Source organism: Devosia crocina (assembly GCF_900116545.1).
GTDB classification, from domain to species: Bacteria; Pseudomonadota; Alphaproteobacteria; order Rhizobiales; family Devosiaceae; genus Devosia; species Devosia crocina.
The window spans coordinates 438,485-457,815 of sequence record NZ_FPCK01000003.1 but is presented as its reverse complement, the minus strand read 5'-3'; the positions used below and the strand labels follow the sequence as shown (position 1 = coordinate 457,815).

The 19,331-nt window shown below is 62.5% G+C and carries 16 protein-coding genes; 5 read left to right on the top strand and 11 right to left on the bottom strand.

Translation table 11 applies throughout. The features are described from left to right. The 3 genes from BM364_RS15435 (at position 1) to pnp (ending at position 4,625) form a co-directional block, all read left to right on the top strand. Positions 1-1,731, top strand: coding sequence for a sensor histidine kinase (locus BM364_RS15435; RefSeq protein WP_092426117.1), 1,731 nt, complete (start codon positions 1-3; stop codon positions 1,729-1,731). Between the two features lie 128 nt (positions 1,732-1,859). Continuing rightward, positions 1,860-2,129, top strand: a complete 270-nt coding sequence (rpsO, locus tag BM364_RS15430; protein ID WP_092426115.1) for a 30S ribosomal protein S15 — start codon at positions 1,860-1,862, stop codon at positions 2,127-2,129. A gap of 351 nt (positions 2,130-2,480) precedes the next feature. After that, on the top strand, positions 2,481-4,625 hold the full coding sequence (gene pnp, locus BM364_RS15425) for a polyribonucleotide nucleotidyltransferase (RefSeq protein ID WP_092426113.1): 2,145 nt from the start codon (positions 2,481-2,483) through the stop codon (positions 4,623-4,625). Between the two features lie 48 nt (positions 4,626-4,673). Here pnp and BM364_RS15420 read toward each other — a convergent pair whose 3' ends face one another. Continuing rightward, positions 4,674-5,237 (bottom strand): hypothetical protein, encoded by a 564-nt coding sequence (locus tag BM364_RS15420; RefSeq protein ID WP_092426111.1) that lies wholly within the window; start codon positions 5,235-5,237, stop codon positions 4,674-4,676. Between the two features lie 251 nt (positions 5,238-5,488). Here BM364_RS15420 and BM364_RS15415 point away from each other — a divergent pair, with 251 nt between their 5' ends. Continuing rightward, entirely contained in the window at positions 5,489-6,139 is a 651-nt protein-coding gene (locus tag BM364_RS15415) for a L,D-transpeptidase (protein ID WP_092426109.1), read from the top strand. Positions 6,140-6,386: 247 nt separating this feature from the next. Here the strand turns inward: BM364_RS15415 and BM364_RS15410 are convergent, their stop codons facing one another. The 5 genes from BM364_RS15410 to rimP form a co-directional block, all read right to left on the bottom strand. Further along, entirely contained in the window at positions 6,387-6,950 is a 564-nt protein-coding gene (locus BM364_RS15410) for a DJ-1/PfpI family protein (RefSeq protein WP_092426107.1), read from the bottom strand. A gap of 117 nt (positions 6,951-7,067) precedes the next feature. Continuing rightward, entirely contained in the window at positions 7,068-9,887 is a 2,820-nt protein-coding gene (infB, locus tag BM364_RS15405) for a translation initiation factor IF-2 (RefSeq protein WP_092426105.1), read from the bottom strand. A gap of 6 nt (positions 9,888-9,893) precedes the next feature. Then, positions 9,894-10,583, bottom strand: a complete 690-nt coding sequence (locus tag BM364_RS15400; RefSeq protein ID WP_092426103.1) for an RNA-binding protein — start codon at positions 10,581-10,583, stop codon at positions 9,894-9,896. Positions 10,584-10,607: 24 nt separating this feature from the next. Further along, the gene (nusA, locus tag BM364_RS15395) at positions 10,608-12,203 is read right to left on the bottom strand and encodes a transcription termination factor NusA (protein WP_092426102.1); all 1,596 of its coding nucleotides are present in this window, start codon (positions 12,201-12,203) and stop codon (positions 10,608-10,610) included. After that, positions 12,204-12,863 carry a ribosome maturation factor RimP gene (gene rimP / locus BM364_RS15390; RefSeq protein WP_092426100.1) on the bottom strand — a complete coding sequence of 220 codons (660 nt, stop codon included), beginning with the start codon at positions 12,861-12,863 and terminating at the stop codon, positions 12,204-12,206. It abuts the gene before it with no gap. A gap of 219 nt (positions 12,864-13,082) precedes the next feature. Between rimP and BM364_RS15385 the strand changes: the two genes are divergently transcribed. Beyond that, positions 13,083-14,333 (top strand): sensor domain-containing diguanylate cyclase, encoded by a 1,251-nt coding sequence (locus BM364_RS15385; RefSeq protein WP_175528631.1) that lies wholly within the window; start codon positions 13,083-13,085, stop codon positions 14,331-14,333. Between the two features lie 45 nt (positions 14,334-14,378). On the opposite strand, the gene BM364_RS15380 is transcribed toward BM364_RS15385, so the two are convergent. From BM364_RS15380 to murJ, 5 genes are all read right to left on the bottom strand, one after another. Beyond that, positions 14,379-15,350, bottom strand: coding sequence for a ketopantoate reductase family protein (locus BM364_RS15380; protein ID WP_092426096.1), 972 nt, complete (start codon positions 15,348-15,350; stop codon positions 14,379-14,381). Between the two features lie 9 nt (positions 15,351-15,359). Beyond that, a complete protein-coding gene (trmB, locus tag BM364_RS15375; protein WP_092426094.1) occupies positions 15,360-16,064 on the bottom strand; it encodes a tRNA (guanosine(46)-N7)-methyltransferase TrmB in 705 nt (234 codons plus the stop codon). A 73-nt stretch (positions 16,065-16,137) separates the two neighbouring features. Continuing rightward, complete coding sequence (locus tag BM364_RS15370) at positions 16,138-16,608, bottom strand: universal stress protein (RefSeq protein WP_092426092.1); 471 nt, start codon at positions 16,606-16,608, stop codon at positions 16,138-16,140. A 15-nt stretch (positions 16,609-16,623) separates the two neighbouring features. Beyond that, a complete protein-coding gene (gene trpS, locus BM364_RS15365; RefSeq protein ID WP_092426091.1) occupies positions 16,624-17,655 on the bottom strand; it encodes a tryptophan--tRNA ligase in 1,032 nt (343 codons plus the stop codon). 64 nt (positions 17,656-17,719) lie between these two features. Continuing rightward, on the bottom strand, positions 17,720-19,282 hold the full coding sequence (gene murJ, locus BM364_RS15360) for a murein biosynthesis integral membrane protein MurJ (protein ID WP_175528630.1): 1,563 nt from the start codon (positions 19,280-19,282) through the stop codon (positions 17,720-17,722). Positions 19,283-19,331: the final 49 nt, after the last annotated feature.

The window sequence follows — 19,331 nt, the reverse complement described above, 5'->3', positions numbered from 1 at the left end:
ATGGCGGCGCAAGCCCAGGACCGGGTCAGCGAACCCGCCAAGCCCAGAAGCGGTCGCACGCGACAACCCCAACCGGTAGCGCGGCTGCTGTTTGCCCTTGTCCTCGTGATCCTGCTCCCCGCGCTGATCGTCAGTATCGTCCTGCTCAATCGCACCAATGATGCGCAGGAAGAAGTGGTGCAGGCCCTGACCAATGCCACGGTGCAGGCCATGGGCCAGGCCGTGGACCGGGAAGTGGCCGGCATGATCACCACCTTACGCGTGCTGTCCTCGGACCAGGCGCTTGAGGAAGGCCGTCTCGCCGATTTCCACCAGCGCGCGGTTATCGCTCTTGCCGGAACCGGCTCCTATCTCATTGGCATCGACGCAAACGGCAATCAGCTGCTCAATACCCGCCTTACCTTCGGCGAACCGGTCGGCATGACATCGGACATGGCCACCGCCGCGCGGGCCTTCGAGCGCACCACACCCGCTATCTCGAGCCTGTTCTTCGGGCGCGTGGCGCAGACTTGGGTCTATAATGTCTGGCTGCCGCTAAGCGAAACCAGCCCCGTGCGCGGGCTCGCGCTGACGCAGAATGCGCGTGACCTCATTCCGGTGCTCCAATCCCGCCAATTGCCAGAAGGCTGGCACGCCGCGCTTGTGGACGGCGACAATCTGATCATTTCGGCGACCACCGGGTCCGATCTCGATATCGGAGACACGCTGCCGATCCGGCGCAATGTCAATGCGTCGGGCGCGAACTGGACTGACGAGATCATGGACGGAGAGCGCGTCGTGACGGCCGAATGGCGCTCGGGCCTGACCGGCTGGCGGATCGTTGCATGGGCTTCGGCCATCGACGTGCAGCGCCCGCTCGGGGACTCCCTGTTGCAGCTGGCCGCCTGGGGTATCGTTATCGCCTTTGTCGCTTCGATTATCGCCTTCGTGATCGCCCAGCAGCTGAGCCGGGCCGTGCGCGGCCTGCGGCTCGATGCCCAGCGGCTCGGGCGGGGCGAAGCGCTGTTCGAGCGCTCCTACCCGGTGGCGGAGATCGATGAAGTGTCCAAGGCCCTGGCCCTGGCTGCCCGCGAGCGCCAGACCGCCGAGCGCGATGTGCGCTTTCTGATGCGCGAACTGGCGCATCGCTCGAAAAACCAGATGGCGGTGATTTCCGCCATGGCCAAGCAGACCTCGCGCGGGGCCACCGATGTGCCGAGCTATGTTCAGGCGCTGGAACGCCGGATCATGGGACTGGCGCGCTCGACCGACCTGTTGCTGGCGCATGGGCGCGCCGGCGTTTCCTTGCGCGAACTGGTCGATCTGCAGCTTGCGCCCTTCCGTCCGCAGGAAGCGGGACGCATCACCATTGTCGGCAAGGACCTGCGCATCAACCCGCAGGGCGCGCAGATCCTGGGCATGGCGCTGCATGAACTGGCGGTCAACGCCACCCAATATGGCGCCTTTGCCGACGAGGAAGGCCAGCTACAGCTGGGCTGGACCGAAAAGAACGACCGGCTCGAATTCGGCTGGCGCGAAATGCTGTCCCGCCCCCTGCGGGCCAGCGAACGGTCCGGCTTCGGCACGACGGTGCTACGCACCATGGTGGGGGGCGCCCTCGGCGCCCAGGTGGACCGGCACGAGCATGGCGATGGCGTCGAATGGCGCCTCTCGATCCCCATGAGCGCGCTCGATCCCGATTTTGCCGCGGTGCGGCCGGACGAGCAGCTGGAGCAGCGCCGGGGCGAATAGGTCTGGAAATCCGCGCTGCTTTCCACTATATCCACGCTCAGCCGGCGCCTTGCGCCAGCCCTATGGCCCTACCTGGACGACATCCCGGCTAGGGCTTTCTCATCCTCGAAATAGAAGGGATTTGACCGATGTCGATCACTGCTGAGCGCAAGACCGCGCTGATCACTGAATATGCCACCAAGGCCAACGATACCGGCTCGCCGGAAGTGCAGGTTGCGATCCTCTCCGAGCGCATCGCCAACCTGACCGAGCACTTCAAGGACCACAACAAGGACAATCACTCCCGCCGTGGTCTTTTGAAGCTGGTTTCGACCCGTCGTCGCCTGCTCGACTACCTCAAGAAGGTCGACGAGAACCGCTACAAGACGCTGATAGAAAAGCTCGGCCTGCGTCGCTAAAAGACGATTTTTCCGGCGCGGGAGGTGCCTCCCGCGCCGGTGCCCTTTCTGGCGTGATCGCGGGCAGGCATTTTCAACTCCCGTGAAAAGCACGACAGCCAAAGGAGCCATTGCGGAGCGCCTCTCGCTCCCTTAGGCCGGCAGCGCCGGAGCATGGCAGGATTATTGGCGTCTTCCGCGGTGGAGACGCTTGTTGTCTTGTCCATGTTCTGTCTGCTGCCAACAGCAACAGTGCCTGATTTTGAGCCGCTGCGCACATGGGGTGCGAGAGCGGTGCGGGCACACCGGAGCGTTCGTGGGCCCTCGCCTAGCTCGCGTTCCCGCGCTCTGGACAGAATGGAAAGACAAAACATGTCGATCAATTTCGATCACCACAAGGTCGAGCTCAACTGGGGCGGCCAGCCCCTGACGCTCGAGACCGGCAAGGTCGCGCGTCAGGCCGATGGCGCCGTGCTCGCGACCCTGGGCGAGACCGTCGTGCTCGCAACCGTGGTCAGCGCCAAGTCGCCCAAGCCGGGCCAGGACTTCTTCCCGCTGACCGTCAACTATCAGGAAAAGTACTTCGCCGCCGGCAAGATCCCAGGCGGCTATTTCAAGCGTGAAGGACGCCCGACCGAAGGGGAAACCCTGACCTCGCGCCTGATCGACCGTCCGATCCGTCCCCTGTTCCCCGATGGCTACAAGAACGAGACCCAGGTCATCGTCACCGTTCTCCAGCACGACATGGAAAACAATCCGGACGTGCTGGCCATGGTCGCTGCTTCTGCGGCCCTGACCATTTCCGGCGTACCCTTCATGGGTCCGATCGGTGCGGCACGCGTTGCCTATATCGATGGCGCCTATGTGTTGAACCCATCGATCGACCGTCGCGCCGACAGCAAGTTGGACCTCGTGATGGCCGGCACCCAGGACGCGGTGCTGATGGTGGAATCGGAAGCCCAGGAGCTGTCCGAGGAAGTCATGCTCGGCGCGGTCATGTTCGGCCATGCCGAAGGCAAGAAGGTGATCGATGCGATCATCAAGCTTGCAGAACTCGCCGCCAAGGAACCGCGCGACTTCCAGGCGCCCGACTTTTCCGCCCTCGAGCAGGAAGTGCTCAGCATTGCCGAAGCGGACCTGCGGGCAGCCTATAAGCTGACCAACAAGGCCGAACGCTACGCAGCGGTCGATGCTGCCAATGCTAAGGTCAAGGAAGCCTTCGCCGCCAAGATCGAAGCTGGCGACGTGAGCAAGGAAGAGCTGGGCGAAGTCGTCCACAATCTCCAGGCCAAGATCGTTCGCTGGAACATTCTCGACACCGGTTCCCGCATCGACGGCCGTGATCTCCAGACCGTCCGCCCGATCCTAGCCGAAGTCGGCGTGCTGCCGCGTACCCATGGCTCCGCCATCTTCACCCGTGGCGAAACCCAGGCGCTGGTGGTTGCAACCCTCGGCACGGCCGAAGACGAGCAGTTCATCGATTCGCTCGAAGGCACCCAGAAGCAGAACTTCCTTCTGCACTACAACTTCCCGCCCTACTCGGTCGGTGAAGCTGGCCGCATGGGTTCGCCCGGCCGCCGCGAAATCGGTCACGGCAAGCTTGCCTGGCGCGCGATCAATCCGATCCGCCCGTCGATCGAAGAGTTCCCCTACACGATCCGCATCGTGTCCGAGATCACCGAATCGAACGGTTCCTCCTCGATGGCAACCGTTTGCGGCACATCGCTGGCGCTGATGGATGCGGGCGTGCCGATGAAGCGTCCGGTGGCGGGTATCGCCATGGGCCTGATCCTCGAAGGCGAAAAATACGCCGTTCTGTCCGATATCCTTGGCGATGAAGATCACCTCGGGGACATGGACTTCAAGGTGGCCGGCACGGAAGAGGGCATCACCTCGCTCCAGATGGACATCAAGATCGCCGGCATCACCGAAGAGATCATGCGCATCGCCCTCGCCCAGGCCAAGGACGGTCGCGTTCATATTCTTGGCGAGATGAACAAGGCGCTGTCGGCCTCGCGCGGCGAAGTGGGTGAATTTGCGCCCCGCATCGAAACGCTGAAGATCCCGACCGACAAGATCCGCGAAGTGATCGGCACCGGCGGCAAGGTGATCCGCGAGATCGTCGAAAAGACCGGCGCCAAGATCAACATCGAAGACGACGGCACGGTCAAGGTTTCGTCCTCGGACGGCACCCAGATCGACGCCGCCATCAAGTGGATCAAGTCGATCACCGACGAAGCCGAAGTTGGCGCCATCTACCAGGGCACCGTGGTCAAGACCGCCGATTTTGGCGCGTTCGTGAACTTCTTCGGCGCCAAGGACGGTCTCGTCCACATTTCCCAGCTGGCCGATCAGCGCGTTGCCAAGACCACCGACGTGGTCAAGGAAGGCGACAAGGTCTGGGTCAAGCTGCTTGGCTTTGACGAGCGTGGCAAGGTCCGCCTCTCGATGAAGGTCGTCGACCAGGCAACCGGCAAGGAACTGGTCAAGGAAACAAAGGAGGAAGGCGCCGAATAAAGCGCTTTCGTTCAGATGATATGAGGCCCGGAGCGATCCGGGCCTTTTTTATTCCAGAAGGCCGGTTGCTAGCGCCATCAGCAGAAAGAGCGCAGCGATGGAAAGGTGCAACCGCCGCCCGTTAAACACCATGCCCGACACCAGCAGTCCGATAACAACCAGATTGATGATGATATATTCGGGCGAAACGAAAAGGTCTTCCCAGCCCCATTTGATGATCTCATTGCCGATGCCGAGCAGATAGCTCAGGATCAGGGCGCCATAGAGCCAGTGTCGCCGGGCGATCAGATAGGCGTAATGGCTTTCGTATCCATCGACGTCGTCGGGCAGAAGCACCGAGGCGATGAAGAGGAAGCTGCCACAATAAGCGATCTGGAAGGCGTAAAGCGGAAAGGTCCAGGTGACGCGCGAAAAACTCAGCGCTTCCTGCCACCAGAAAATCACCACGGCGGCGAAGAGGAAGGCAATCCAGAGCCCGTGCAGCCAATTGATTCGGTTCTTGTTCGGATGCTGGATGAACTTGGCGGAGCCGCTGAGAAGCTTGCCGACGGTCAGGCCCAGAATCGTGCCGGAAATCAGGCGAACATAGAGTTGAAGGTCTGCGAGATCCACGGTTACACTCCGAAGCGGTTTCGGCGGAGACTGCCGTAAACATGGCGGAAAGTCTTTGCCGCGCTGCGGTTTACGTTCCCTCGGCTTCACAGGCACGTGAGACCTGTGTGAATTGGGCAACAGTTGCAACTGTGATCACATTGCGGCGAGGAACTGCCGCATTCGTGCCACGTTAAGCGGCAGAAGCGTTTATTCATGAGGACGACGCGGGATCAGCCCGCCCCTTCTCTTCCCGTTGACCGAGGTTTGTTTTGATTTCTCGCCGCCTGTTCCTCATTGGCCTGTCCGCAACCGCCCTGGCTGCCTGTTCTTCCACCCGCCAGCCGGTGGTGCAGGAACCGGTCATCGATCCCTATTACCTGCGCATGTATGGCCCGGTGACCAACGAGCCATATCCCGTGGCCGGCATGGACCTGCGGCGTGTCGACCCCAAGTGGTGGCGCCAGGAAGTGCCCTATATGACAAGCGAGCGTCCCGGGACGATCGTTGTTGATACCCCGGCGCACTATCTCTATCTCGTGATGGAAAACAACCGCGCGCTGCGCTACGGCATCGGCGTGGGCAAGGACGAGGCACTGGTGTTCCGCGGCAATGCCACGATCGGCCGCAAGGCTGCCTGGCCACGCTGGACCCCGACGCAGTCGATGATCCGCCGCGAGCCCGAGCGCTACGGCCCCTATGCCGGCGGCATGGGCCCCGGCCCGGAGAACCCGCTCGGCCCGCGCGCGCTTTATCTGTATAGAAACGGTGCGGACACGCTTTTCCGTATCCATGGCACGACCGAACCCTATACGATCGGGACCAATGTCTCTTCGGGATGTATCCGCCTGATGAACCAGGACATTATCGATCTTTATGCTCGCGTTCCCTCGGGCACGCGCGTCACCGTCATCAACGCATGATTCTGCCGCGGTGCGTTCATCGGGAACGCACAATGTCGGTGCAATCATGCTGGTGGATGATCAGGGCAGGAACCTCCTGGGTTCCCATCTCGATCCTCCAAAGCCACTGCCGGCCGCGGTTCAAACCGTAGTCACCCGCTTCCGGCACCTTGGGCCCGCTCCTTGCAAAAGGGGCGGGCTCTTTTCTTTGCGCGGCAGCGAAGCGCTGCAACGGTGACTGCCGCAGCGAGCTCTTTGCCGATTCCTTTCAAGCTTGGTGTTCACGTGCCAGCATATCGGGGATCTGCTGGGCGGCTGCGCGGTCAAGACCGGCTGCGACGAGCACCTCATAGGCAAAGCTGGCTGGCGCGGGGGCAGGGGCCGTAATGAGGTTTCCGTCGCGTAGCGCCCCGCTCTGATCGACGTAGCGGCTTTGGCCGCGGTAGCCTGGCACCAACTGGTCGAGATAGCCGGGGCCGTTGGAGGTATGGGCGACCTCATCCAGAAGGCCGGCCCGCGCCAAGGCAATGGTGCCGCCGCAAATGCCGGCAAGGACGCAGCCATTGGCAAGGCTTTGGCGTAAAGGGACACCGATGTCGGGGGCGCCCTGCCCCTCCCAGACCGGGCTGCCGCAGATCACGACGACGCCGCTTTCTTGCGGCTCGAAGCGCGCCGTTTCGCTGAGAGGCAGCCCGGCAACCGAGCGCAGGGCGCCCCCTGAGGGCGAAACGAAGCGAAGATCGGCTCCGAAGAACGCGCCCCCCAGACCTGCAAGATGGCCAATTTCCCAATCGGAATAGCGGTCGGTCAGAATGATGGTGATGGGCTGCATATCTGTTCTCCTATGGAGGCAGAGGAGACCAAACCGCCGTCAGATTGCGTCAGCAGAGGCTGAACGAAAAGGGCGCAGCTCGCGCTGCGCCCTTTCAGATCTTTTCCGGTATCACCCTTAGAGCGAGCGCTGAACCGTCTCGACGCGGAAGCATTCAATGACGTCGCCCTGGCGAATGTCTTCGTAGTTTTCGAAGGCCATGCCGCATTCCTGGCCGGTCTGAACGTCCTTGACCTCGTCCTTGAAGCGCTTGAGCGTCTTGAGCTTGCCCTGGTGGATGACGACGTTGTCGCGGAGGAGACGCACCCCAGCGCCACGCTCGACGATGCCTTCGGTGACCCGGCAGCCGGCAACCTTGCCCACCTTGGTGATCTGGAAGACTTCGAGGATTTCCGCATAGCCGATGAAGGTTTCGCGACGCTCAGGCGCCAGAAGACCGGACATGGCATTCTTCACGTCATCCACGAGGTCGTAGATGATGTTGTAGTAGCGGATTTCGATGCCTTCGCGCGTGGCGAGATCGGCGGCCTGCTTGTTGGCGCGAACGTTGAAGCCGATGATGATGGCTTTCGAAGCTGTCGCCAGGGTTACATCCGACTCGGTGATTCCACCGACGCCCTGATGCAGGATCTGCGCGGAAACCTCGTCGGTGCCGAGCTTTTCAAGGCTGGCCACGATGGCTTCGACCGAACCCTGCACGTCACCCTTGATGATCAGCGGGAACTTGGCGATGCCCGAGGCCTTGAGCTGATTCATCATCTGCTCGAGGCTGGTGGCGCCGCCGCCAGCCGTCTTCTCACGGATGGCGCGCTGACGGTATTCGGTGACTTCGCGGGCACGAGCTTCGGTTTCAACGACCGAGCAGCGATCGCCGGCCGAGGGCACGCCGGTAAAGCCGAGGACTTCCACCGGAACCGAAGGACCGGCTTCCTTGACCTGCTCGCCCTTGTCGTTGATCAGCGCTCGAACCTTGGCGAATTCGGTGCCGGCCACGAGAATATCGCCGACGCGCAGCGTACCGCGCTGGACGAGAACCGTGGCCACGGCGCCGCGGCCGCGATCAAGCTTGGCTTCAACGACGATACCCTCGGCACGACCATCACGGGCGACCTTGAGCTCGAGCACTTCGGCCTGCAGGAGGATGGTTTCAAGCAGCTTGTCGAGACCGGCCTGGGTCTTGGCCGAAACTTCAACATCGAGCACTTCGCCGCCCATCGATTCCACGAACACTTCGTGCTGAAGCAGTTCGGTGCGCACACGCTGGGGATTGGCTTCCGGCTTGTCCATCTTGTTGATGGCCACGATGATCGGAACACCGGCCGCCTTGGCGTGCTTGATGGATTCAATGGTCTGGGGCATCACGCCGTCATCGGCCGCCACCACCAGAACCGCGATATCGGTCGCCTGGGCGCCGCGGGCACGCATGGCGGTGAACGCCTCGTGGCCCGGGGTGTCGAGGAAGGTGATCTTGGTGCCGTTCTTTTCGACCTGATAAGCGCCGATATGCTGGGTGATGCCACCGGCTTCGCCCGAAACCACATTGGCTTCGCGGATCGCGTCGAGCAGCGAGGTCTTGCCGTGGTCGACGTGACCCATAATGGTCACGACCGGCGCACGATCGGTCAGATCCTCGGCCTTATCGTCGGATGGGATGTCGAAGAGACCTTCTTCGACGTCGGCCTCCGAAACACGCTTGACGGTGTGGCCGAGTTCGCTGGCGATCAGTTCAGCCGTATCGGCATCGAGAACATCGGTGATCTTGGCCATCTGGCCTTGCTGCATCAGCATCTTGATGACGGTGACGGAGCGTTCAGCCATACGGTTGGCGAGTTCGCCCACCGTGATGACTTCCGGAATGACCACTTCGCGGCTGAGCTTGGGCGCATCCTGCTGGTTGCGGCCCATCTTCTTGTCGCGACGCCGCTTCATGGCCGCAAGCGAGGGACCGCGATCGCGATCGTTCTCGGTCGTGGCGCTCGACAGCGTCAGACGGCCGCGAGCGTTGGAATCATCGCCGCTGCGGCGGGTCGGGCGCTCGGGCTGTGCGCGCGAAGCGCGGCGGGCATTTTCCAGTTCCGCTTCGGTGGTCGGGCGGTGCTGGGGCGCGCCGGTGCGCATGCGGCGGCCATCGGCTTCGCTGGGCGGAGCAGGGGGCACATTGCCGATCGGAGCCATGCCGGCGCCACCAGGGCGACGGTCGAAACCGGGACGGGCGCCGGGGGCACCGGGACGCGCGCCCGCGGCACCGGCCGGGCGGCGCTCGCCGCCTGGACGATCGCCGGCTGGACGTGCCGAACGGTCGCCCTCGGGGCGCACGGCCGGACGCTCATTGCGCTGGGGACGGCTCGCCTGGCCCGGACGGCCGGCGACAGTACGCACCTGGCTCGGGCCGGGATTGCGCTGGCTGGCCGGCACATAGGGTTCGCGGGTGGGTTCGGGCTCACGCGGCTGGGCGGCGGCGGCACGGGCCGCAGCCTCTTCCTCGGTGCGGCGAGCCTCGTCGGCCTGACGGCGCTCTTCTTCCTGGCGCGCAGCTTCCTCGCGGATCTGGCGGCGACGGTTGTCGTCCTCGATCCGGCGGGCTTCTTCAGCAGCGAAGCGCTCCTTGTCTTCTGCAGCGCGGGCTCCGGCCAGAGCCAGGGCCTGGCGGCGGGCTTCGGCTTCGGCAGCCGACAGACCCAGCGGGGCACGCTGTTGATTCTGCATGGGGCGGCCCTGGCCGGGACGCCCACCCTGGGGACGTCCACCGCCAGCGGGCGGCCCACCAGCCGGTGCGCCGGGCTTGGACACCACGCGGGTGCGCTTTTCCACGACCACCGTCGAGCGCGAGGGACCGCGCGACGTGCCGGCGCGATTCCCGAGACCCGGACCGCCCTTGAGGGTCAGCGTCTTCTTGGCGCCAGTATCGTCAGAACGCTTGTCGTCGTTATCAGCCATGTGTTCCTATCGTCTTTCGTCCTGTTCCACGGGCAAAAGCACACCGGACGCCGCAGGGCGGTCGGTGTTCTTCTCCAGCGGATTGGCAGTGTAGCGGGCCAGTCTATTGGCCTTTTCCAGTGCCGATTGGGCTGCCGCCCCGGTCATGAGGGCAGCATGTATCACATTTTCTAGTCCAAGTGCCAAACCCAATTGCGTGCTTGAGAGCAATTCGAAATGAGGCACCTGGGCGCCGGCTGCGCTGCCCTCTCGACGGGCGTGATTGAGGGCGCGCAGAGCCCCCAGCATCTTGTTCTTGCCATCATCGGCACCATCGGTGGCGCTGAGGAGGGCGATGATCTGTCCCGCTTCGATCGCGGCCTTCACCTTCATGCCGCCGGAGGTGAATTGTCCGGCCTTGCGCGCCATGGCGAGGGCCGAGGCAAATCGCTGTTCGAGGCGCAGCCGGGTCAGATCGGCCAGATCCGGCGGCACGGCGACATTTTCCTTGAGGCTGCGCGCAAAAGCTTTCTTGCGCACCGCCTCGGCAACAGCCTGGTGGCTAAGGCTGATCCACACGCCCCGACCCTCGGCGCGCGCCTCGGTATCGGGAACGATGGTGCCATCAGGCCCCAGCACAAAGCGGATCAGGTCCTCGACCGGCTTTTCGAGCCGGGTGAGAGCACAGGTCCTTACAGTTTCGACGCGCCGGGGCAAGACATCACCTCAAGAAGGCGGTCCTCAGACCGCCTCCTCCTCGGCTTCACCGCCCGGCTCGGCGGCTGCTTCTTCTTCGGTGATCCAGCCGGCACGCAGGCGCGCCTGCAGGATCATGTCTTCGGCCTCTTCGCGGCTCACGGGGAAGTCCTTGAAGGTTCCTTCGAAGCGCTTGGTTTCCCCGTCCTTGCGTTCGGTCCAGCCGACGAGGTCGTCGGCAGCGCAACCGGCAAAGTCTTCCACCGACTTGACCCCGTCCTTGCCGAGCGCGACGAGCATGGCCGCGTTGAGCCCAGGAATGTCGTAGAGCTCTTCCTCGACGCCAAGAGCGACGCGCTCCTCGTCGAACTTGCGTTCGATCTCGTTGAGATATTCGGCAGCGCGGTTCTGAATTTCCCCGGCGGTTTCCTCGTCGAATCCGTCGATCGAGGCAATTTCGCCCGGTTCGATATAGGCCAGCTCCTCGACAGAGGAAAAGCCTTCCGAAGCCAATAGTTGGGCAACCATCTCGTCAACGTCAAGAGCCTGCATGAACAGGGTCGAGCGTTCGGTGAATTCCTTGTGACGGCGCTCGGATTCTTCCTGCTCGGTCAGGATGTCGATATCCCAGCCGATCAGTTGCGAAGCGAGGCGCACGTTCTGGCCACGGCGGCCGATGGCGAGCGAGAGCTGTTCGTCGGGCACGACGACTTCGATGCGCTCGGCCTGTTCGTCAAGGACGACCTTGGCGACATCAGCCGGCTGCAGCGCCGACACCACGAGATCGGCAATGGTGTCGGTCCAGGGAATGATGTCGATCTTTTCGCCCTGAAGTTCGGCAACGACCGCCTGAACCCGCGAACCACGCATACCGACGCAGGCGCCGACCGGGTCGATCGAGGAGTCGTTGGAGGTCACGGCGATCTTGGCGCGCGAGCCTGGATCGCGAGCGATCGAGCGGATGGTGATCACGCCATCATAAATCTCAGGCACTTCCTGCATGAACAGTTTAGCCATGAACTGGGGATGGGTGCGCGACAGGAAAATCTGCGGTCCGCGCTGTTCGCGGCGCACGTCGTAGATATAGGCGCGCACGCGATCGCCATAGCGGAACATTTCGCGCGGGATCAATTCGTCGCGACGGATGATCGCTTCGCCCCGTCCGAGATCGACGATCACATTGCCGTATTCGACGCGCTTGACCGAACCGTTGATGATCTCGCCGACACGGCCGGTATATTCCTCGAACATGCGGTCACGCTCGGCGTCGCGCACCTTCTGCACGATCACCTGCTTGGCCGACTGGGCGGCGATGCGGCCGAATTCCATCGGGGGCAGGGGCTCGGTCAGGAAGTCGCCAATCTTGGCAGTCGGGTTCTTGACCTGGGCGAGCTTGAGGTTGACCTGCCGGGACGGCTCTTCAACATCCTCGACGATTTCGAGCAGACGCCACATACGGGTTTCACCCGAACGCGGATTGATCTCGACCTTGATCTCGGTTTCAGCGCCATAGCGGCCCTTGGCGGCCTTTTCCATGGCGTCCTGCATGGCCTCGATCACCACCATGCGGTCGATCGACTTTTCGCGAGCGACGGCATCGGCAATCTGCAAAAGCTCAAGGCGATTCGCACTAACGGCCATTTATTTGGTCTCCTCGGGAGTATTCACGCCATCCGTGTCCTCGGACCCGGCAGTGTCGTCGTCATTGTCGGCATCTGCATATTCGACCGTTTCGGTCTCGTCATCGTCGATCGGATGCAGTTCCTGATCGGCGCGTGCCATGTCCATCAATTTGTCGGTCATCACGAGCTTGGCTTCGGCAATGGTTGCAAAGCTCAGCTTGTGGTCGGGATTTGTGCCGCCCGGCGCATCGGGCAGGCGGATGGTGACGCCTTCGTCATCCACGGCCAGGATATCGCCACGGAAGCGCTTGCGGCCATTGATCATGTCAAGCAGTTCAACCTTGGCTTCATGGCCGAGATAGCGCTCGAAATCGCGTTTGCGCACGAGGGGCCGGTCGATGCCGGCGGAAGACACCTCGAGATGATATTCACGATCGATCGGATCCTCGACATCGAGAACCGGCGAGAGATCCTTGGAAAGCGCTTCGCAATCGTTGATGTTGAAGCGCCCGTTCTTGTCCTCGGCCATGATCTGCAGCGTGCAGCCGTTTTCCGGCGTAATCTTGATCCGCACGAGGGCGTAGCCGAGATCGTTGGCGACCGGCTCGACGATGCGGGCAATGCGCGCCTCGAGGCCAGTTTCCTTGATGAAGCGCTTTTCGGTGAGATCGAAGGTCAATTCCCGTCCCAATAAGCAAAAAGAGCGGGGCCGGTTGCGGCACCCACCCTCTGAATGAGAGCAATGATGTTGGCCTCATATAGACCCTGATGCGTGCAAACGCAAGTCCGGCGGGATGAGGCGAGCCTGCCGAAGGAAAGGCACAAAGCTTAGCTAAAGGTTAGGATGAATGAAACCTTGCCTTGTCTAGGCTTACCCAATGCTGGTTCGGAGTCCCCCATGTCAGCCGTGACACAAGCACCATCCCCGTCCTTGCAAGCAGAGGAAGCGCGACTGGCCGCAGTCGAACGCTACGACATCCTCGACACACCAGCCGAGCCGGCTTTTGACCGCATCGCGACGCTGATACGGCTTGTCTTCGGCGTGGAAACCTCCATCGTTTCACTGATCGACGCCCATCGTCAGTGGTTCAAAGCCGCCCAAGGAAATGACAAAGGAGAGGTTCCACGCGATATCAGCTTCTGCCGACATGTCGTCGCCAATGGCCGGCCACTTGTGATTACCGATGCCAGTCAGGATCCGCGCTTTCAGAACAACCCTCTGGTGACCGCTCCACGGGGCGTGCGCTTTTATGCAGGCGTTCCACTGACGACGCATGATGGGCACCACATCGGGACGCTTTGCGCCATCGACAGCCAGCCCCGGGATTTCTCCGAGCGAGAAGAGGCTATTTTGCAGGGGCTCGCTCAGGTCGCCATGAGTGAACTTGAATTGCGCCGGCTCGCCACCACCGATGGGCTGACTGGCATTGCCACACGCCGCGCCTTCAAGGAAGACGCGCTCAGGTTCGTAGCGTTGGCGCGACGTCACCGGACCCAGCTCAGCGCCGTCACGTTCGACATCGACAAGTTCAAGGCGATCAACGATACCTATGGGCATGCCGCAGGCGACACCGTGCTCAAGGCCGTCACCGCTGCCGTGACCCAGCACCTGCGTCAGAGCGATATCTTCGGGCGTCTGGGGGGCGAAGAATTTGCCATCCTGCTGCCCGACGCCGATGGGCATGCCGCCATGGCCGTCGCCGAAAAGCTGCGCCACGCCATTCTCGATCTGCGCTTTCCCGGCAGCCACCCGCCGCTGATCGCCTCGGCCAGCTTCGGCATCGCCACGCTCGATCCAAGCACCGACGACCTCGACCGCTTGCTGCTCAAGGCGGACGAGGCGCTTTATGAAGCCAAGCGGGGAGGGCGCAACCGCGCGATCAGCTGGCGGGGTGCAACCGGCGCCACCACGATCGAAGTCGAACGGCGGCGCGTGCTGAAGGCGGGAAAACTCGTCTTCAACAATCGCCGGTCGGTCATCAGCTGCACGGTCAGGGCTCTCTGGGACAAAGGCGCGGAAGTGTCTGTAACACCCCCAAATGACCTGCCCGAGAAAGTGACGCTCGAAATTCCCAGCGCCGCAGCCCATTGGGAGGGGAGGGTGACCCAGCGGCGGCCAAACGGGATCGAGCTTGAATTCGCACCGTAGCTGGCCGGAGTGCCGCCAAGGGTTCCGGACGCGTGGCGCCGGCAGCTAGTACCCCACGCCCGGAAGCGCGGCGCGGACTTCTGCGAGGGCGACCGACCGAGCCGCTTCCCCGCGCCGCAGCATGGTGTGGGCGCGCGCAGCAAACCAGGCATTGACCGGAGTCGGGACGCCGAGCTTGCGCCCCATCAGCACGATTTCACCGTTAAGATAATCGGTTTCGATGGAGCCGGCGCCCCTTGCCAGAGACTGGGCCGAGGACGATCCGCCCGCAGGCGCACCAGGCACCTTGCCAAGCGTAAGCTCAACGCCATTGCTTGCTGAAGCGAGATCGGCCGGAACAATGCCCGCCTTGGCATAGACAGCGCGCGCTTCCAGGCGTGCCGCTGCCACAAAGGGGCGCGCCGGTTCGCCACCGCCCATAACAGCGTCGATGGCATTAGCCAGATTGGTGAGCAGCTTGGCGTAGCGGAGGGGCCCGAGGTCTTCGTGAACGAAAGCAGCAAAGCCTGCGCGCTCAAAGAGACGCCGCAGCTTTTGTCCGGCGGCATCGTCTCCGGCTCCGTGGCGCCCGATATGGGCAAGACCCAGGGCAGGGGTATAATAGGCCACCACTTCGCCCGGTGTCGCGAATGTGACCGGCATTTCGATCATTACGCCATAGACATGCGGAAAGAGCCGCAGGGCGAGGTCGTCATTGACGATGCCGTTTTGAACGCAGAAGACCGGCTGGCCAGTGACCCCGGCGGCGCGAAGGCTCTCGAGCGCTTCCACCGAATGCTGGGTTTTGACCGTCAGGAGGATCGCGTCGTCGGCGCGCCACTCGATCTCCTGGGGGCCCGCAACCACGGGAAAGCGTTGGTGCGTATCGCCACCAGGGGTGCGCAGGGTCAGGCCATCGGCCCTGATGACGTCCAACTGCTTGCCGCGCGCTATGCCGATCACCTCCACACCGCCAGCGCTCAGCGCCACTGCCATGGCCCCCCCTATCGCCCCAACGCCCAGAATGATGACCCGCATGGCGCGCTCCTAGACCCGATCGAAGGTGAAATAAAAGCTGATCATGCGTCCTTCGCGCCGCGCCTTTTGCTCATAGCGCGTCGGCTGCCAGCCGGGATAGGGCTGGTGCCAGCTGCCGGGGCCTGAAGGGGCGAAGCTGAAGGACGGTTCGCGCACGATGTGGGCTAGGGTCCAGTCGGCATAGTCTTCGATATCGGTTGCGAAGTGGAAATGCCCGCCGGGCCGGATGACGCGCGCCAGTTCGCCAAGCGTCGTAGGCGAAACGAATCGGCGCTTGTGGTGGCGCGACTTGGGCCAGGGATCGGGATAAAGCAGATAAACCGCGTCGATGCTGGCATCGGGCAGGGTGACGAGCAGCTTGAGCGCATCGTCGGTGAACAGGCGCACATTGGCGATGTCATGGGCCATGATCGCCTGCACCATCTTGCCGATGCCACCGGTAAAAACTTCGCAGCCGATAAAGCCGGTCTGGGGCTCTTCCTGTGCCTTGCGGGCCAGATGCTCGCCGCCTCCATAGCCGATCTCGATCACGAGGCGCTGGGCTTCGGGGAACAGGCTTTTGGGATCCAAGCGATCTGCAAGCGCGATCTCGAGCGCAGGCAAGGCCTCTTCCACCATGGCCTGTTGCCCCCCATGCAGCTTCTTGCCCGAACGGCGGCCGAAAAAGGCCCGGGGTTCGCCGCTGCGGGTCTTGGGAAGCTCGTGGTCGGTCATGGTCCTGGCAGTCTCTGAGGCGAAAGGAAAGTGGCGCCGTGCTTCGGCACGTGCCCATGGGGAGAAACGCGCATCAGCAGATGGCGATGATCTCTTCATCGCTCATGCGACCCGGCACGATGGTGAGCGGAATGGGCAGCGCATTGGCGCGGGCGGCAAAGTGGGTGACGAGAGGGCCGGGGCCCTCGGTCGACTTCGAGGCGGCCAGCACCAGAATGGCAATGCCGTGGTCCTTGTCGATCAGTTGCTCGATCTGTTCGGGACCATTGCCTTCGCGGATCACCGATTCGGCCCGGACATCACCGATCTCCTTGATACGCGCCAGACGCGCGTCGAGATTGCGTTCGGCTTCCTCCACCGCCTCGGCGCGCAGCACATCCTCCACCCCCATGCCGATGAATTCGGGCTTGGGAATGACGGTCACCAGCACCACCGTGCCGCCCGTGCGCTTGACGCGGAAGGCGGCAAAGGTCAGGGCGCGGTCGCATTCCTCGGTCTCGTCGATGACGACAAGAAACTTGCGCTTGTATTCGGTATCATACATGGGCGCCTCCGGTGCTCAGCGAACAAAGCCGACGATCTGGCGCACATCGGCCATGATCGGCTGGGCGATGGCCCGCGCCCGCTCGGCCCCATCGCGGAGGATCCGGTCCATCTCGCCGCGATCGGCAACCAGGCGCTTCATCTCTTCGGCAATGGGCGAAAGTCTTGCGACAGACAGATCGGCGAGCGCCGGCTTGAACACGCCCCAGCCCTGACCGCCAAATTCGCTCAGCACATCCTCGACGCTGCGATTGGAGAGGGCCGAATAAATTCCGACGAGGTTTTCGGCCTCGTTACGCCCGACAAGACCTTCAGCCTCGCTCGGCAAGGCATCGGCATCGGTCGTCGCGCGCTTGATCTTCTTGGCGATCAGGTCGGCATCGTCCATCATGTAGATGGTCGAAAGATCGGACGCGTCCGACTTGCTCATTTTCTTGGCGCCATCCTTGAGCGACTTGACGCGCATCGCCGGACCGGTCGCCAATGTGTCGGTGATAGGGAAGAAGTCGCCCTTGTGGCCGAGACTTTTGATCTGCTTCTTGAAGTCGTGGTTGAACTTCTTGGCGATGTCGCGGGTCAACTCGAGATGCTGCTTCTGGTCGTCCCCGACCGGCACGGCCGTCGCCTTATAAAGCAGAATGTCCGCCGCCATCAGCGATGGATAGGCAAACAGCCCGAGCGAGACGGCTTCGGAGTTTTCGCCGGCCTTGTCCTTGAACTGGGTCATGCGGGCCATCCAGCCCATGCGCGCCACGCAGTTGAAGATCCAGCTCAGCTCGGCATGCTCGACCACTTGGCTCTGATTGAAGATGATCGATTTGGCCGGATCGACCCCTGCCGCGATATAGGCCGCCGCAATCTCATAGGTCCAGCGCTTGAGGTCTTCCGGATCCTGCCAGACGGTGATCGCATGCATGTCGACCACGCAATAGATGGTCTCATGCGTCTCCTGCAGCGGCACAAAACGGCGGATGGCACCGAGATAATTGCCCAGGTGCAGATCGCCGGACGGTTTGATTCCCGAAAAGACGCGGGGAGTAAAATGCATATGAAACACGCCGTTTGGATAGCCTACGCGCTGTTTTATACGCGTGGGGATGAATTGGAAACCATCACCCGCGCCGCCGCAGGCGCTTCAAAAGCATCCCCAGACGCTGCGTGCCGGTGATGTGGATGAGGGTGAAATAGAAGGCGACGCCATAAAGGATCAGCAAAGCCAAAGCCCCGGCCTGACGCCAGAAGGGAGCCCCGCTCATCAGATGCGTTGCGCCCCGTTCGGCAAGAAAATAGAGCGTCAGCGCCATGGCAGCGCTGATCAGCACCACCATGAAATTGTTCCACCATTGATCGCGCGGCAGGGAAAAGTGGCCGCGAAGCGCCAGCGTCGTGCCAAGCAGCAAGACGTTGATCCAGGCCGAAGACGCCGTTGCAATGGCGATGCCGACATGAAGCAGGCTTGGAAACAGCCAGATGGAGACGGCGATATTGACCGCGACGCTGACCGCAGCGAACGCCGTCGGCGTCACGGTATCTTCGCGGGCAAAAAAGCCCGGCTGCAGAACCCGGATCAGCACATAGGCGGGAAGCCCCGCTGAAAAAGCAATCAGCGCCTCGGCGGTCTGGCGCGTGGCAGATGCGTCGAACTCGCCCCGCTCGAACAGCACCCGCACGATCGGCTCGGCAAGCGCCACAAGGGCTGCGGCCGCGGGCACGCAAAGCAGCATGGACAGAAACAGAGATTGGGCTTGGCTCGCCTTGGCTTCCACGTCCCGTCCACCCTTGAGGTGTCGGCTGAGCTCAGGCAGGAGGACCGTGCCGATGGCAATGCCGATCATGCCGAGCGGCAGCTGGTAAAGGCGGTCGGCATAATTGAGAATGGAAATCACATCGTTCGCGCCCGAGGCGATGATGGTGCCGACAAAGATATTGATCTGGGTAATGCCGCCGGTCAGGATCGCCGGGATCGCCAGAACCCAGAACCGCCGCACTTCGGGATCAAGCCGGGGTAGCTGAAACTTCGGGCGAAAGCCGGCACGCTCGATCGCAGCCCAGACGAGCCAGAGCTGGGCAAGGCCCCCCGCCATGGTGGCGATGGAAACCCAGACCGTGGCATTGGCTGGATCCTGCACCCAGAAGGTCGCGAGCGGAATCATCACCGCGATATTGACGAGGTTCAGAAGCACCGGCGCAAAGGCGGCGGCAAAGAACCGTCCCAGCGAATTGAGGATCGCCCCATAAGCCGCCATCAGCGACATGCAGGCGAGATAGGGAAACATGATCCGGGTCAGGAGAACCGTCAGCTCGAACTTTTCCGGATCATCGACAAAGCCGGGCACGAAGGCGATCATGATCTGGGGCATGAAGATCTCGACCACGATGGTCACAACAACCAGCATGGCCACAAGCCAGCTCATGATCCGTCCGGCCAAGAGCTTGGCGCCTTCGTCACCCTGTTGCTCAAGAGCACCCGAGAACATCGGCACAAAGGCGGTATTGAACGCCCCTTCGGCAAATAGGCGCCGGAAAAGATTGGGAAACCGAAAGGCGGCATAGAACGCGTCCGCGACCGGCCCGGCACCGAGCACGGCCGCCATCAAGACGTCGCGCACAAGGCCTGCAATGCGCGAGACCAGGGTCCAGACGCTGACCGAGAGGAAATTCCGGAAGAGGCTCAACTGTCGGCCACTCCGGGGCGCAAGGCATCCCCACCGAACCTCCCCCTCC